The organism is Flammeovirga sp. EKP202 (assembly GCF_014534745.1).
Taxonomy (GTDB): Bacteria; Bacteroidota; Bacteroidia; order Cytophagales; family Flammeovirgaceae; genus Flammeovirga.
The window spans coordinates 24,384-39,853 of the sequence record NZ_JACVVP010000053.1; the positions used below are offsets into that span (position 1 = coordinate 24,384).

Below are 15,470 nucleotides of genomic sequence, written 5' to 3' on the forward strand. Positions count from 1 at the left end.
TTAATTATCTTAGTTGTTGACAGAAAGAACCATTAATTCAACCCTTCTATTTTTGGCCTTATTTTCTTCAGTATCATTGGCCACTGCAGGTTGTGTTTCACCATACCCTTTAGGTACAAGTCTTGACTTTGGAATACCAAATTGCATCACGTACATAGCAACACTTTTTGCTCTGTTTTCAGACAATTTCATGTTGTATCGATCACTTCCTACATCATCTGTATGTGCCGCCAATTCAACTGTAATATTTGGATTATCCTTCATCAGTTTTACCAAACGTTTTAACTCTCGGTAACTACTCTCAATAATTTCAGATGAATTGGATTCAAACAGAATATCTTTTAGAGGTAGCTTTGTATTCGGTTTTAATTCGGTAAGTGCTACATCGAAATTCTTCTTAGAACCAGCTTTTAATTTTGAAGAGAAGAAAGAGTAACCTCTTGGACTTCTGACCTCCACTTGATAGTTGGCCCCATCTCTTACTTCTACTTTATATTTACCATCTTCACCTTTTTCTGCTGCAATGGCAATTCTTTCGTCTGTATCAGTGTTATGAAGAATAATCATTGCTTGAAGACCTTTTGCAGTAACAGCATCTTCAATATTGAATTCCATTTCGATTTTTACAGGATCTAATTCAATTGATTTTTCAAAAGACTGGTAAAGTAAAAATCCTGTTAAGTCAAATTGGAAGGCTTGAGGTTTAAAGTTTTCTTTCGTAATTGTTACTTCATACTTATCGTTTAGAGGTAATGCTAATTGATAGGTTTTGTTCTCCTGTTTAAAAGAAACAGTACTTAGGAACTGCTGTGTAGTAAGGCTTTTTACTTTAATATCAGCTGGAATTTTATGCATGATATCTGCATCAAAAACCTCTAAATTAAGCGTTGCAGTACTAAACAATCCAAAATCCTTTTCCTCCCTAGCATAATGATCTAAACTCATTAAGTTTTCAGAGAAAATCGTTGTGGAGTAACCTTCTTTATTGACTGTGATTTCGTAATCAATACCTTCTGTCAATACCAATGCAAACTGCCCATCTTCGGCAACAGGTAATTCAAAGAGTTTTTCCGTTGTCGAACGGTCTCTTACAATAAATGAAGCTTGAACTGGAGTGTTGTTGGCAATATCGAATATTCTACCTTGAATAGTTTTGTTTTTATACTGCTTGAATTCCTCCGGAATATAGACCGTGAAAATGTCTTCTTGTCCTTTCTCTTCAGGGAATTTCTTTAATACTTTTGGATCAACAGCACCTCTGTTTAGGAAGTAAAGGTCTTCGCCAGATGCTGAAATTGAGGCATAAAGGTCAGCAGTTTTTGTATTTACAAAGTGCATATTGATAGGTTCTGACCATTCGCCATTAAAGCCTAGTTTACTCATCCATAAATCATAATCACCTTTACCACCTGCACGAATAGAAGAAAAAATCAACGTTCTACCGTCTGAAAGTATTCTTGGTGCTTTTTCACAACCAATATTGATAGGTGCTGGCAACGCTTCTGGTTCCCCCCATTTTCCATCACTTTGTTTGTGAGATACCATAATTTCAAAACAATTGGAACCATTTTCAGTTTGTGCGGTGTCCATTCTCATAAAGTACATCTGTTGACCGTCGGCAGTAACTGATGGGAAACTTTCATGAAGTTTCGAGTTGATCGGTGCACCAATATTTTTAGGGGTACTCCATTTATCACCAATTCTTGTTGAGTAATAAATATCTTCAGCACCAATACCATCGTCAAAGTGTGCGAAATAGTATAATGTATTACCATCATAAGAGATGGAAGGTCCACCAATTAGATCATTTTCTGAACCATAATTATTCACACTATCAACCCCAATAGGGTCAGACCAAGTTTTACCTTCGTCTTTAGTAATTGTTTCGTAAATACCCCATTGTCTATTCTCTCCTCTATTCGCTTGAAATATCAGTATATTACCTTCCGCATTCAAAGAAGGAGCATACTCTCTATACATTGGAGAACTAACATTGTCTGGCAATTTGATTTGTTTTTTATTCTGAGTTTGAGCTGAAGAAAAAGTACTCAGACCTAAAAGTAATGTAAGCGATAACCATATAACTTTAGTATAGCTTTTTATATACTTATATAATGGCATAGAATCGATCATAATTGATACTAGACGTTAAAGAAGTTGTTGTAATAGTTGTGCACTTAGCATGAAATCTAAATAGCAATCATGCAAATTTATTAATAATGTTAAAAATAGAATGACATCTATAAGCCTTATTTGAATTAATTTGCAGGTAGGGTGGTGATTAATACCCTTTTTTCCGCAAATGCCACTTCATTGGCTCCCTCTATTTCACTATTCTCAATAATTATTTTTCTATTTTTTGCATTGATTGTTTCAATATCATCACTAATAAAAACGTAACCTTGTTGGTTTGTAGTATTTAGAGGTTCAAAGTTTCCGCCTGTTTTTGCAAATGCTTGAAGCGTTTCAATTCCAAAAGGGGGATAACATTGAAACTCTTGGCTTACTTTTACCATTTGATTCACTTGATGTTGACCAATGGTATAGTTGTCCAATAGCAATACTTTTGTTCCATCTGCCATGTGATAAATAAACCTTACTTTACAAGGGCGGTTAGCTTTTACGTATAATGACATTATGTCTCCCATAGCGAAGATGGGGCTGTTATTTCCTTTATTGGTGATGACCTCTAATGATAAACCACTATTCTCAATAACATCACTGGAGAATTGTTGTTGTACCATCATGGCCTGCTGTAGGTTTTGAGGCTTGTAGGAGAGATTATTTAAAGCTTCAATACTGATTTTACTTTCAGAACTACCAATAATACTTTTGGTGGCAATATCTCTTAAAATTGAGATGACTGAAAGTTGGCCTTCATTTTCCCAAATCGTACCCGTAATCACATATTTGTTAGAGGGGCTTTCAGTGTTTGTTACTTTAAACATTCCTTCAGCACTCAATGACAATTCAAGAAGTTGATTGAGTTTTCTTGAAAATTTACTACCCATCTTAGTGTCTTCAAACGTAAAGTTTTCTAATAATAAACCTTGATTAGAAACTTTGATTTGATCTGAAAGCGTTGATGAGATTTCATTTGCCAACTCATTAACAGATGCAATTTCTCTATTGTTCAATCGAGCCATTAGCTGGGAAACCTCTGTTTCTAGCAGTAAAAACTCCTCATAATCTAATCCAACTTTATCACCTAACGTGATGGAAACAGAATACAATTCTTCAATTTCACGGAATGTAGGTAAAACACGTCTTAATGCTTTTTTTGCTAAGGCTGAATTTCCTGCGCCTATATTGTTCTCGGCTTGCTGTTTAGTGCTTTTAATTTTTTCGATGTAAGTCGCTACTCTAGTTCTGTTACTTTGAAGTAATTCTTTGATATTGACATATGCAAAAACATACAGAATTAATTTCTTTTCATCATAATATGTTTCCACTTTGACTCCTGAAAGACTTACATTAGAAAAAGAAGTGCTATTTTGTTTGAAGTTTTCGTAGGATGCTCCACTTGCGGAACCAATATCTAGTTTACTCACACTTTCAATTCGAACAGATACACTTTCTGCAAGCTCATTTTGTGCTAACTGTTTTAAGTTTTTCAGGTTTTCTTCCTTGAGTTCTACTGTTGTATTCTCAGCGACTTGAAATCCAACTAAAAATTTGTCTTTTGGGAAATAAGCCTCTCTGTATTCTCTTCTAATCCATGTTGGGTCTCCTTTTTTTAAGGGCGAGAAAGCAAAACTAAGTAGAGGTAATAATACACACAACGTAACATGTAACAGCTTTTTGGATGTTTGCATATAGGATGATTGTATATTGAAGTTATGAACAGTAAAAAAATCTAATTGTAAATATATGAAAACGCAATATCATATAATAATTTATAATGTTATTCTATGAAAGAACTGGATATTTATTATTGTTTTCTTTTTATTTGTTGAGCACTTTTATAAATGAATAAATTTTCATTTTATTAGATGCTATTTTACCAATAAAGAGTAGGTAAGGTTTGATCGTTCTTTTATGGAATGTAATGATCTCCTACGCGACAACACACATAAATAAACACAGTAATAATTGATGAACAAGATTTCAGTAATCGGTTCGGGAACGATGGGTAACGGAATAGCCCATGTTTTTGCCCAAAATGGGTATGATGTTTCACTTGTTGACATCAACGAACAGGCACTAGACAAAGCGATTGCCACTATTTCAAAGAACTTAGATCGCTTAATCAAAAAGGAAAAGATCACAGAAGAGGTAAAAACACAAACGTTGAATAACCTCACCACTTTTACTTCATTAGAGGAGGGTGTTGCTGATGCTGATTTAGTAGTAGAAGCGGCTACAGAAAATGTTGAGATTAAGCTTCAAATTTTTAGAGATTTAGATCGTCTCACGAAGCCTTCCGCAATTTTAGCTTCCAACACATCTTCTATTTCCATCACAAAAATTGGAGCCGTCACACAAAGACCTGAGAAGGTCATCGGTATGCATTTTATGAACCCTGTACCGATGATGAAGTTGGTAGAAGTAATCAATGGCTATTTAACTTCAAAAGAGGTGACAGATCAAGTGATTGAGGTTTCTAAGAAGATCCATAAAGTACCGGTTCCTGCTAATGATTATGCAGGTTTTGTAGCGAATAGAATTTTAATGCCAATGATTAATGAGGCAATTATCTCGTTGCAAAATGGAGTAGCAGGTGTTGCTGAAATTGATACCATCATGAAATTGGGAATGGCACACCCTATGGGACCACTTCAATTAGCGGATTTTATCGGACTGGATGTTTGCTTATCCATTATGAGGGTTTTACAAGATGGGCTAGGTGATGATAAATATGCTCCATCTCCTTTGTTGGTGAATATGGTAGAAGCCGGAATCTTAGGTGTAAAATCGGGAGAAGGATTTTATGATTGGGTCAAAGGCAATAACAAAGAATTGGTGGTTAGTGCACGTTTTGAATAAAAAGGTGTTCAAACCCTATCAAATACATCAGTCTTAAGATAAAAAAATGGGGATTAATGTTCAATCATCAATCCCCATCTTTATTTAATTTTTTGAATTATTGATGCTGCGTCTTTACGTAGGTATCAGCAAGCGGTCCAAGATTTAGAACATCGTAAATTTGCCATCCGGTAGGTGTTTTTCTAAACTTTACGTGTACATCATTCGTTTCGGTTGCCCCATCAAGTTGAAGAACAAAAGTAATTTCAGCTTGATTTTCTGAGATCTTTCTATCTTTCGTTCCTTTAAAATTGGCACCGTCTCCGTTTGCAATAGTCATTAGACCTAAAACTTCAGCACTGATGCTCATTTCCGTTGGGATTTCAATCTTCCCTTGCTCAATACTGTTTCTAATTTCTTGTTTTACCATCTCAATAATAGAGGGACGCATAAAGGCAATCAATCCCGTTGCAATATCCAATTCTCCATTATTTTTTGTGGTCATGTATGCTATATATTGATCGATTACACTATTGACTACTTGATCAACGTCAACACATTCGTTGAATGTTTGTAAGTCCTTGTTATCAATTGATCTTTTTATCTTAATAAAGGTCATTTCAGGTGTATCGCTTTGAAAATAAAAGTAGGCTCCACCACCTATTAAAAGTACTACTAAAACACCTAAAAGTATTTGAACTGTTTTTTTATTCATTCTATTGAGATTTCATTTCTAAGCATAAATAAACAAAAACAGCACTTGAAATCATATTCCAAATGCTGTTTTATTCTTATTTAAGTTTTTTTACTTCGAAGAAAAGAGATGTAATAATCCTGCAATTGGAGTGTAGAAAAGTACAATTCCAGGGTTGTCTAACAACGTGTCTACCACTGTTTCTACGGTGATTTCTATGTCTTTATCATGATCAACTACGGGTTGAACAACCTCTAACTGTTCTTCAGTTTTCTGAGGATAAACTCCTCCATTATTCAAGGCCGCCTTTTCTCTAGTTTTAACAAAATCGTCTTTATGTTTATTGAAAAGGATAGGCCAAAGGGCAGGGAAGAATTTAAATGTTCTACCCATATTCTTAACACTAACTTCCAAGAGATCCCATAAATCATAGGGCTTTTGTCCATAGAGATCTACAGCTTTTTGTAGCTCCACTTGCATTTGATCATGTATTGTCTCACTCAGTTGTAAAATTTCCTCTTCAGATATATCCTCAATATTCCTATTGCCAAGCATTTCATAAGGCTTAATTCTTTTTCCTCTAACAAACGTAAGGTTGGCAGGGAAAGCAAAATAAAATAGCCAAGGTTGAATAGGGATTAATGTTGTCATAAATCCAATAGGCAGAAACGGAATACCGAGCTTTTGCACGAAATCATTCAACAATGAAACACTATAGCTGAAAGGGTTGATAAACTCTCCATTGACAGTGGCAAATGGAATGATATCCGTCTTATATTTAATACTCATTCTCAGCGTAGAGGTGGCTAAACGCTGTAAGGTATATTTATTATTAAATCCTTTTCCAATACCAGGTACTCCTTCAGGGTAAACCAATATATTAGAGCCATTATAATGCATGGCCGTTTCATAATTGAGCCAAGTAGCATCAATAGCTCCTAGTTTTTTCCAGAAGTTTTTGATTAGAAAAGGGTTCATGAATTGACTTCTTGATAATGCAGGAGCGGTGATAGCTCTTACACTGTTCTTCATTTCAAAATTATTTTTCTCAAATAATCCCGAAACAAAACTAATCGCATCCCATGGGAAAGCCATACCAGAATGATTGCTGGCGTATATTAATGGATGATCAGGATTATTTCGCTCTGGAATAGTATCAAAACCAACAAACTTGACTCTAAAATAGCCACTATTAATATGCTTTAATAAAACTTGAGTGATACTGTAGGCATAGCCAGCATCAAAATAATCATCAAGAATATGTGCGTTATCCTTTATTTCCTTTGGTGCTGATTCAATGATTAGCTCCTCACTTACTGACGTTTTATTCATGTTTTTGGTGCTATTATCCAAAATGTCATTTTTTATATTTTGAAGATCAGTTTGTTGAGTGGTCATTTTTTGAATTATTAAAGGTCAATCAATTGGACTAGTAGTGAACAAATTTAAAGCTTTTCATCCAATTAATTAAAAAATAATACAGAAATAATCATTCACTTATTCTGATTTTGAGTAATGTTTTGTTGTAATTCAAAATATATAATTGGAGCTGTTTTGATTCATTAGACCTTTATCCTAAAAGCATTTCACCAAAATGTAAAATACTTTCCTTTAAATCGTCATGTTCCAAAGAGTGTCCGCTATTTTTGATGATATTGATTTCAGAATGCGGAAATAAACTTTTGAGCTTCAGTGCGGATGCAGCAGGGGTTACTAGGTCATTTCTACCATGAGTGATATAGATAGGGAAATCAAAATCTACATTTTCCAATAGGTGTTCTACTTCTTGTCCATTGATTAACAAAGGGACATTAAGGAAATAATGGTTTTCAATTTTAGCACAAGCAATGGCTTGAGAGGAGGCTTGCCATTGATTGAAATCTTCAAAAACAGGATCAGGATGTTCAGAGGTAAATGCTTCCCATAACAGCCATTTTGTAGCATATTGTTTGACAAGTTCTGGTACTTTGAGTTTTTTTTCAAAATCAGAAAACAATGCTTGAGGAGAATGGGTAGGGGAATTATCAAACAGCTTGGAAAAGATGTCGGAATACATAACAGGAGCGGTGTCTTTATACAGCCAATTGATCTCTTGTTGATTGCAAAAAAAAATGCCCCATAAGTTCAGTCCTCTGACTTGCTGAGGGTGAAAATAGGAATAAGCTAATGCTAAAGTTGAGCCCCAGCTTCCTCCAAAAATATACCATGAAGAAATATGCAGATGTTGCCTGATTTGTTCAATGTCTTTGACTAAAAATTCAATACTATTGTTTTTAAGACTTCCTAAGGGCTTGCTTTTTCCTGCACCTCTTTGATCTATGCCGATAAGTCTAATATTCTGTAAAGAAGGGAGTAGTAAATGATAGTCAGTGTCTAACCCAGCACCGGGACCTCCGTGCAAATACAAAACAGGCATCCCCATAGGATGCCCACTTTGTTCAAAATATATAGAATGACCGTCTTCGGTTTCATAATAACCTACATCGTAAGGATTCATTGGGTATTAGTCTGGCTTGATTTCTTCTAATTCGTCCACTTCCATGATCCACTCTTCCCAAGTCTCCGTTACTTCTTCTAAATCCTCCTTCACTTGAGCGTAAGTAGCATTCACTTCTGCTAATTTATCAGGATTTCCGAAAACTTCAGGATCTGCTAAAGAAGATTCTATTTCTTCTTTCTTTTCTTCAAGCTCCATCACTTTTTCTTCTGCCTTTTCCATTTCCTGCTTGGCTTTCTTAAAGCGTTTCTGCCATTCCTTCAGCTCATTATTAGACATTTTTTTCTTCTTGCTTTTCTTCTCTTTTGGCTGATCTTCCTCATCCAATTGAGCCAATAAAGCATTCTCTTCCTCCATTTTCTTTTTCCAGTCCACCCATTCTGCATAAGTGCCCGGGTATTCTTTCAGTTTGCCATTTTCGATGTACCAGATCTTATTGGCTACTCTAGAGATAAAGTGTCTATCATGGGATACCACTAAGTAAGTACCCAAATATTGTTGTAAAGCTTGGATAAGGATGTTTACAGAAGGAATATCCAAGTGGTTGGTCGGTTCGTCAAGCATTAAGAAGTTGGCTTCTGAAATCAACGTTTTTGCTAATGCTACTCTTGATTTCTCTCCACCTGAAAGGACTTTGATTCTTTTGAAAATTTCATCACCTCCAAATAAGAAACAGCCTAGAACACTTCTCAATTCTTGTTCTGTCTTTTCAGAACCTGCTTGTTTTAATTCATCAAGGATTTCATTATCTACATTCAGGTCTTCCAATTGATGCTGAGCGTAGAAAGCAGTAATCACGTTATGACCACCTTTTCTTTCACCTCTGTCAGCCCCTTCACGACCACTGATCAAACGTAATAAAGTAGATTTACCTTTACCATTGGCGCCGATTAATGCAATTTTGTCACCTCTCATCAGTGTCAAGTCAGCTCCTTTAAAAATGACTTTATTGCCGTACGCTTTATCAAAGTCTTTGATCTCACTGATCACTTTTCCAGGTTGCTGTGTGAATTTGAAGTCCATATTGATTTCCGGATTGTCATCTCTAACGTCCTCAATCATGTCCATTTTATCCAGCATTTTTACTCTGGACTGTACTTGCTTGGCTTTTGTTGCCTTTGATCTGAATCGCTCAATAAAGCGTTCTGTCTCTTTTATTTTTTGTTGCTGATTTTCGTAAGCGTTTTTCTGAAGTTCAGCTCTTTCTTTCTTTGCTTCAAGATAGTATGAATAGTTGCCTGGATAAGAAGTCAATCTACCTGAAGAAACTTCTACCGTTTGATTGATGGCTCTATCCAAGAATTCTCTATCATGGGAAACGATCAATACAGCACCTTCATACGTAGAAAGATAGTTTTCAATCCATTGAATAGAAGGGAGGTCAAGGTGGTTGGTAGGCTCATCAAGCATTAGAACATCAGGTTTCATCAATAGTAATTTACCTAACATTACTCTCATTCTCCACCCACCAGAAAAACTGTAAAGAGGCTGTTCCATTTCCTCATCCTTAAAACCTAATCCGGCAAGAATTGTCTCCGCTTTAGATTTTATGGTGTAACCTTCCATCGATTCAAACTTCTCTTGGAGGCTCGCTAATTTTTCAACTAATTCTTCTTTATAATCGGTTTCCATTTCATGAAGAATTTCATCAATCTGCTCCTGAATTTTCAAAACAGGACCGAAAGCTTCCATCGCCACATGAAGAATAGACTCTTCTGTTTGATAAGACAAAAGGTCTTGATTAAGGAAACCAATTGTACATTCCTTAGGCATTGAGATTTGACCTTCATCAGGAGCGAAATCACCATTAATAAGTTTCAGCAGCGTTGTTTTACCCGCACCATTATGCCCAACTATACCTATTCTGTTTTTGGGGTAAACAGTCAATGAGGCATTTTTATACATTGTACGACTTCCGAAATAGAAGGAAACATTACTTATCGATAACATATTAATACTGTGGTATTTTATAAAGATTCAGAAGAAGGGTATTTTTTACCTTTTCCTTCCGAAGTTTATGAATCTAAATGGTTGAAAAAATACTATTTATTGAAATTGAGTCTTTTATAGAATCACTCAATAAACTTTTATGCAATATAAAAAAAAGACCTATAACACTGACGGCTATAGGTCTTCTTAAGTCTTACAAGAAGTAAATTATTTTACTTTCTCGATTACTGCTTTGAATGCTTCAGGGTGGTTCATAGCAAGGTCTGCAAGAACTTTACGGTTCAATTCAACACCTGATTTGTTCACTTTACCCATGAATACAGAGTAAGACATATCACCATACATACGAGTCGCAGCGTTGATACGTTGGATCCATAATGCACGGAAGTTTCTTTTCTTTTGTTTACGACCAACGTAAGCGTAGCTCCATCCCTTTTCAACGGCATTTTTTGCTACTGTCCAAACGTTTTTACGAGCACCGTAATATCCTTTAGAGAATTTTAAGATGTTCTTTCTTCTAGCGCGAGACGCGACGTGGTTGACCGATCTAGGCATTTTTTTCTAATTTTAATAAGTTTTGTAATACAATTTGGTTGATTTGATAAATGTGACTGCTTGGTATTATAACCAAAGCATTTTCTTCACGTTTACTGTATCAGCCTTGTCTACCTCACCCATTAAAGTTAGGTTACGCTTTTGCTTAGTAGTCTTTTTCGTTAAGATGTGAGACTTATAAGCGTGCTTTCTTCTGATTTTGCCAGTACCTGACAACTTGAAACGTTTTTTCGCTCCAGATTTTGTTTTAACCTTTGGCATTTTACCTTTCAGTTATTTAGAGCCTGAACCCTAAAGGTGAAACATTTATTTAATTTCTGATTACCTACGGCAGCCAATCGCCTCGGTATCTCAGTTGCATTTTCTATGAAAAAACATAAAAAATGCATGCCTGAATAAATTCAAGCATGCAAATGTATAAATAATTATTGTAAGTTCAATACTTCAATAACTTATATTTACTTTTTAGGAACATTTGGAGAGATGAACATGATCATTCTTCTACCTTCTACGCGCATACCGCCTTCTACTTTTCCATGTTCTTTGATATTCTCTGCAAAGTCTTTCAATAATTGCTTTCCTCTATCTTTATAGATAATAGTACGGCCATGGAAGTGAACATAAGCCTTCACCTTATTCCCTTCACCAAGGAATTTGATGGCGTGCTTTGTTTTGAAGTCTAAATCGTGTTTGTCGGTGTTAGGACCAAAACGAATTTCTTTTACTACAGTTTTAGAAGCTTTAGCTTTTAGTTCTTTTTCACGCTTCTTTTGTTCGTATTTGAACTTCGAGTAATCTATGATTTTACAAACTGGGGGTTTAGCGTTCGGAGAGATCTCTACTAAGTCTAATCCTAAGCTCTCTGCTTTACGGAATGCCTCGTCTCTTGAGTATACTCCATTTTCTACATTGTCACCCACTAATCGTACTTCTTTGACTCTGATTTGGTGGTTTGTTCTGTGCGAGTCTTTTGCCATCTAGGTCGTAATTATGTTAAAATTTTATCAAAAATTAGGTTAATTAGTGTAACTTTACACTGATAACCGTTATCAATTAAAAGAGAATTTTTTTTCTCGATGCTAAGGTAACAACTTTATTACTTCTATGTTATAAAAATTAATAGAAAAGTTAGAAAACATCTATTTTTTGTATAAACACACAAACATTAACAGAATATGTTGACCAATTTAATGAAAAAAACAATCCTGCTATCAATTATTATTGCTCTCTTCGGGTGTGAAAAAACATCTGATCCTGTTGGCTCTAAGCCAATCTCGGATATGGCTTTTCTAGAGGGCTTAATGAAGGAATGGTATTTATGGAATGATGAACTTCCAACAATCAATATTGATAATTATAGTTCTCAAGATGAGATGCTTGTATCTTTGAGAAACTCACAAGATAAGTGGAGCTTAATACAAGACAGAGCAGAGTATGAAGCCTATTACAGTTCAGGTCAACTGACAGATGGAAATGAAGGAGTGCATGGTATTTATTTATATTATGCTTCTGCTGATGATTTGTTCATCCGTTTTTCTTATCCTGGCTCCAATGCTTTTGAAGCAGGCTTGACAAGAGGTACTCGTATCAATAAAATAAATGGTCAAGCTGTAAGTGATGTCACTTCAGAGGAAATCAGCAATTTATTGGGTGAGAATTTGAAAGGAGTAGAAAATACTTTTGAAATTACAGTCCCTTCGGTGACAAAATACATCAACGGGCAAAAAGTAGAAGTAAGTCCAGAAAGAGATACGACCATTACAATTGCTAAAGAAGAGCTTATTGTAAAGCCAGTTTTACTTTCAGAAGTCATCGAATTACCAAACGGTAAAAAAGTTGGACACTTGGTGTTTAAGTCTTTCATTGAAACTGCAGAGGAAGCGTTAGCGAATGCTTTTGCTGAATTTAAAAGTGCTGGAGTTTCTGAATTGATCCTTGATCTTAGATATAATGGTGGTGGTAGAGTAAATATTGCAGGTCAAATTGCAGGTTTTGTTCTTCCAAGTTCGGCTAATGGAAAGGAGCTTTTTAAATACCAACATAATTCACTTCAAGAAGACAGTAATTTGAGCCAAGAAGTAGAACTATTGGAATCTAACTTGAACTTGAGCAGAATTTTTATTTTTGGAGAAGGAGGGACAGCATCGTCTTCAGAATTGGTGATCAATAGTTTAAAGCCTTACATGGATGTGCAATTATTAGGACAAAACACATACGGTAAGCCGGTAGGTAGTTATGCATTTACCAATGAACAAAATGATGCTTATATATACTCTATCATTTCATTAAGAATTTTGAATGCCAATGGAGAAGGAAATTATTTTGATGGTATTCCAGTAGATTTTGAAGTGGAAGACAATATGATGTATGATTGGGGAGATATAAACGAACCTATGTTATATCAAGCACTTTATAAAATCCAAAATGGAGCTTACGATCTACAGCCTATTAGTAGTGCTAGAATGAATGCAACAAATTTGGAATATAAGAATAAAGCATTTAAGATCGCAGAACCTAAAGAAGAGCAATTCAATACCATAATGGAGTTTAAGAAATAGGACTCTATATAAAAAGGAAGGGCTTCTGATAACATAATTTCAGAAGCCCTTTTTTCATCTCCTTAATTAATAGCAAGATGAAATTGTATCTTTTAATAATAAATAACCTAAAGATCCTTTAGGCAAAAGTTGATATTGTAAACCTTAATAACTCATCCTTAAACTCCATGTAATCGTTGGTAAGATTGTCTAATTTTTCTTTGAAATAATGGTATTTTTCAAATGTTTCCTCATTCATTTCTTTATCGTTATCTTTCCCGATTAATGAATTGTCAAATTCCTCTATTTCTTGAATAATTTCTAGAGCATTTGAATTAAGGTTTGAATTTAAAGTTTTAAAGTTTCGTAGTTTATTTTCTTGATAGTCATTAATATCTCGTTCCAATAAACTGTCTAATCTAATGTGCAATAACTTGATCTCATTGAGGTAGAAATTAATTTCATTTTCCCAAAATTGTATTTCATTTTTCACATCAGAAATGTATTGTAGCAAACTAATGGTCATCTTTCTGAAGGTTTTGTTTAATAATTTTATTCTATACAACGCATTAAATTTTGGGAAGTTGTCTTTATTAATTTTTATTGTTTTAAAAGTCTGAGACCCCGTTTTATTGTATTAGGATAGCGTGTGAAACTTTCTATTTAAATTCTTTTCTGAGAAATACTCCAAGATTGATATCAGCGTAAGTGAATCTACTTTCATTACCATTAATTGCAAACCCGAACTGATTCCCTTTTCTATCTAAACCTATCCTAAACCGCTGGACACTACTGAGGTGCCCAATTGCTGAAAAGGCAGAAAACAGTTCTAGGCTTGTATACAATTTCCATTTTTCGTTTAAATCAGGTGTGAACCGAACGATTGAGAACCAGCTATACAGGAGTTCTCTGTTGATATTGATGGAAGGGAGGGCATAAATTACCCACTTTTGTGATGCTTTAAAATAGTGAATACCTGCATCAATACCGGCACTATTGGTAGAAATACGTCCTAAGACCGTCCCTCCAAAGCCTGATTTTGTAGTGTAATTTAGATACGCCCCTGTAAATAGGTCAGTTTTATTTTCATCATATTCAGCTGTTGCCCTAGCTCTTGAGAAAAGAGAAAATCTATTCTTGTTTTCAAAGAATTTGAGATATTGAGCATCAATAAAAATACGTTGATGACCTGTCATAACTTCAAAGCTTTGCCCCAAAGCCGCATAGCTAAACAAACTGAATAGGATGAAAAATAAGAACTTCATGATGGAGAAAATCTATTTTGAAAGAGTAGAATTAGTGAGATAATTGCTCAATAACTAATCTTGCAGCAGCTGTACCAGAGTTCTGCTGTTGTCCTGTAATTAAGTTGCCGTCTTCAATTGCATAAGAACTAAAAGGTGTAGCCACTTTGAAGTGTGTATTTGGTAATTTTCGAGCTTCTTCTTCAATCCAGTAAGGTTGAATTTTTTGCCCTACAGCTTTGTCAGCATATTCTTCTTCAGCATTCGCGAAGCCTGTCCATGTTTTACCATCTACAATTAGTTTTCCATTCGATTTTTTGGCTTCCAGTAATAACGTTACAGAATGACAAACAGCAGCACTTGGTTTTCCTGCTTCATAAAAGTTGGCAAATAGCTGTTCTAAAGCAGTATTTCCTTTGAAGGTGTACATTGGACCTTGACCGCCGACTAAGAAAATTGCATCGTAAGTATCAGGGTTTATTTCAGTCAATTTTTTTGTATTTTCTAGCATTTGATTGAACCAGTCGGTTTGCATATAACCCAATGAGATCACATCATGAGCAGAATAACCACTTTCATCAGTAGGGTTAGAATAACCATCCATGACTACTTTTCCACCTTCAGTGGATACTAATTCAACTTCATAGCCCGCTTCTTGAAAAACATGTAGAGGGTGGGTTAATTCGGCAGCCCAAAAGCCAATGGGCCATCCAGTTTGTGTAGAGACAGTAGGACTGCTTGCTACCATTAATATTTTACCTTTGAAAGGCATTCCGTGAGCATGTACATAGTGATTGATTTCTTTGATTTTTGATTCCATTACATCTTCGTTTTTTAGGTTTTGAAAGGATTGAGCATAACCAATGTTAAGTGTTAAAAGCATTAGTAATAATGAGAGAGATGAGATGATTTTCATTTTGAATAGTGTTTAAGTGAATTACTATTACAAAGTTATTTTTTATACTTACCTTTAGCAATATACTTACTCAATAGAGAGGTACTAACTTTTAGGAAAGTATGGATAAAAA

14 protein-coding genes are annotated in these 15,470 nt (G+C 35.0%); 2 read left to right on the top strand and 12 right to left on the bottom strand.

The window, feature by feature from the left end:
• Nucleotides 1-9: 9 nt before the first annotated feature.
• Nucleotides 10-2,121: an OmpA family protein gene (locus IC221_RS23650; RefSeq protein WP_188171317.1), complete on the bottom strand. Its 2,112-nt coding sequence runs from the start codon at nucleotides 2,119-2,121 to the stop codon at nucleotides 10-12.
• 137 nt (nucleotides 2,122-2,258) lie between these two features.
• Nucleotides 2,259-3,815: a hypothetical protein gene (locus IC221_RS23655; RefSeq protein WP_188171318.1), complete on the bottom strand. Its 1,557-nt coding sequence runs from the start codon at nucleotides 3,813-3,815 to the stop codon at nucleotides 2,259-2,261.
• 280 nt (nucleotides 3,816-4,095) lie between these two features.
• Between IC221_RS23655 and IC221_RS23660 the strand changes: the two genes are divergently transcribed.
• Complete coding sequence (locus IC221_RS23660; RefSeq protein ID WP_188171319.1) at nucleotides 4,096-4,986, top strand: 3-hydroxyacyl-CoA dehydrogenase family protein; 891 nt, start codon at nucleotides 4,096-4,098, stop codon at nucleotides 4,984-4,986.
• Between the two features lie 97 nt (nucleotides 4,987-5,083).
• Here IC221_RS23660 and IC221_RS23665 read toward each other — a convergent pair whose 3' ends face one another.
• The 7 genes from IC221_RS23665 to infC form a co-directional block, all read right to left on the bottom strand.
• On the bottom strand, nucleotides 5,084-5,680 hold the full coding sequence (locus IC221_RS23665; RefSeq protein ID WP_188171320.1) for a hypothetical protein: 597 nt from the start codon (nucleotides 5,678-5,680) through the stop codon (nucleotides 5,084-5,086).
• Nucleotides 5,681-5,770: 90 nt separating this feature from the next.
• Nucleotides 5,771-7,057, bottom strand: a complete 1,287-nt coding sequence (locus IC221_RS23670; RefSeq protein ID WP_188171321.1) for a glycerol acyltransferase — start codon at nucleotides 7,055-7,057, stop codon at nucleotides 5,771-5,773.
• 172 nt (nucleotides 7,058-7,229) lie between these two features.
• The gene (locus IC221_RS23675; protein WP_188171322.1) at nucleotides 7,230-8,156 is read right to left on the bottom strand and encodes an alpha/beta fold hydrolase; all 927 of its coding nucleotides are present in this window, start codon (nucleotides 8,154-8,156) and stop codon (nucleotides 7,230-7,232) included.
• 6 nt (nucleotides 8,157-8,162) lie between these two features.
• Nucleotides 8,163-10,106, bottom strand: coding sequence for a ribosomal protection-like ABC-F family protein (gene abc-f, locus IC221_RS23680; RefSeq protein WP_188171323.1), 1,944 nt, complete (start codon nucleotides 10,104-10,106; stop codon nucleotides 8,163-8,165).
• A 207-nt stretch (nucleotides 10,107-10,313) separates the two neighbouring features.
• A complete protein-coding gene (gene rplT, locus IC221_RS23685; RefSeq protein WP_044200948.1) occupies nucleotides 10,314-10,661 on the bottom strand; it encodes a 50S ribosomal protein L20 in 348 nt (115 codons plus the stop codon).
• Nucleotides 10,662-10,727: 66 nt separating this feature from the next.
• Nucleotides 10,728-10,922: a 50S ribosomal protein L35 gene (gene rpmI / locus IC221_RS23690; protein ID WP_044200946.1), complete on the bottom strand. Its 195-nt coding sequence runs from the start codon at nucleotides 10,920-10,922 to the stop codon at nucleotides 10,728-10,730.
• Between the two features lie 197 nt (nucleotides 10,923-11,119).
• Nucleotides 11,120-11,638 carry a translation initiation factor IF-3 gene (infC, locus tag IC221_RS23695; RefSeq protein WP_044200944.1) on the bottom strand — a complete coding sequence of 173 codons (519 nt, stop codon included), beginning with the start codon at nucleotides 11,636-11,638 and terminating at the stop codon, nucleotides 11,120-11,122.
• Between the two features lie 198 nt (nucleotides 11,639-11,836).
• Between infC and IC221_RS23700 the strand changes: the two genes are divergently transcribed.
• The gene (locus IC221_RS23700; protein ID WP_188171324.1) at nucleotides 11,837-13,219 is read left to right on the top strand and encodes a S41 family peptidase; all 1,383 of its coding nucleotides are present in this window, start codon (nucleotides 11,837-11,839) and stop codon (nucleotides 13,217-13,219) included.
• 118 nt (nucleotides 13,220-13,337) lie between these two features.
• Here IC221_RS23700 and IC221_RS23705 read toward each other — a convergent pair whose 3' ends face one another.
• From IC221_RS23705 to IC221_RS23715, 3 genes are all read right to left on the bottom strand, one after another.
• Entirely contained in the window at nucleotides 13,338-13,724 is a 387-nt protein-coding gene (locus tag IC221_RS23705) for a hypothetical protein (RefSeq protein ID WP_044200941.1), read from the bottom strand.
• A gap of 133 nt (nucleotides 13,725-13,857) precedes the next feature.
• Entirely contained in the window at nucleotides 13,858-14,463 is a 606-nt protein-coding gene (locus IC221_RS23710; protein ID WP_188171325.1) for a hypothetical protein, read from the bottom strand.
• Nucleotides 14,464-14,494: 31 nt separating this feature from the next.
• Entirely contained in the window at nucleotides 14,495-15,358 is an 864-nt protein-coding gene (locus IC221_RS23715; RefSeq protein WP_223241469.1) for a type 1 glutamine amidotransferase domain-containing protein, read from the bottom strand.
• Nucleotides 15,359-15,470: the final 112 nt, after the last annotated feature.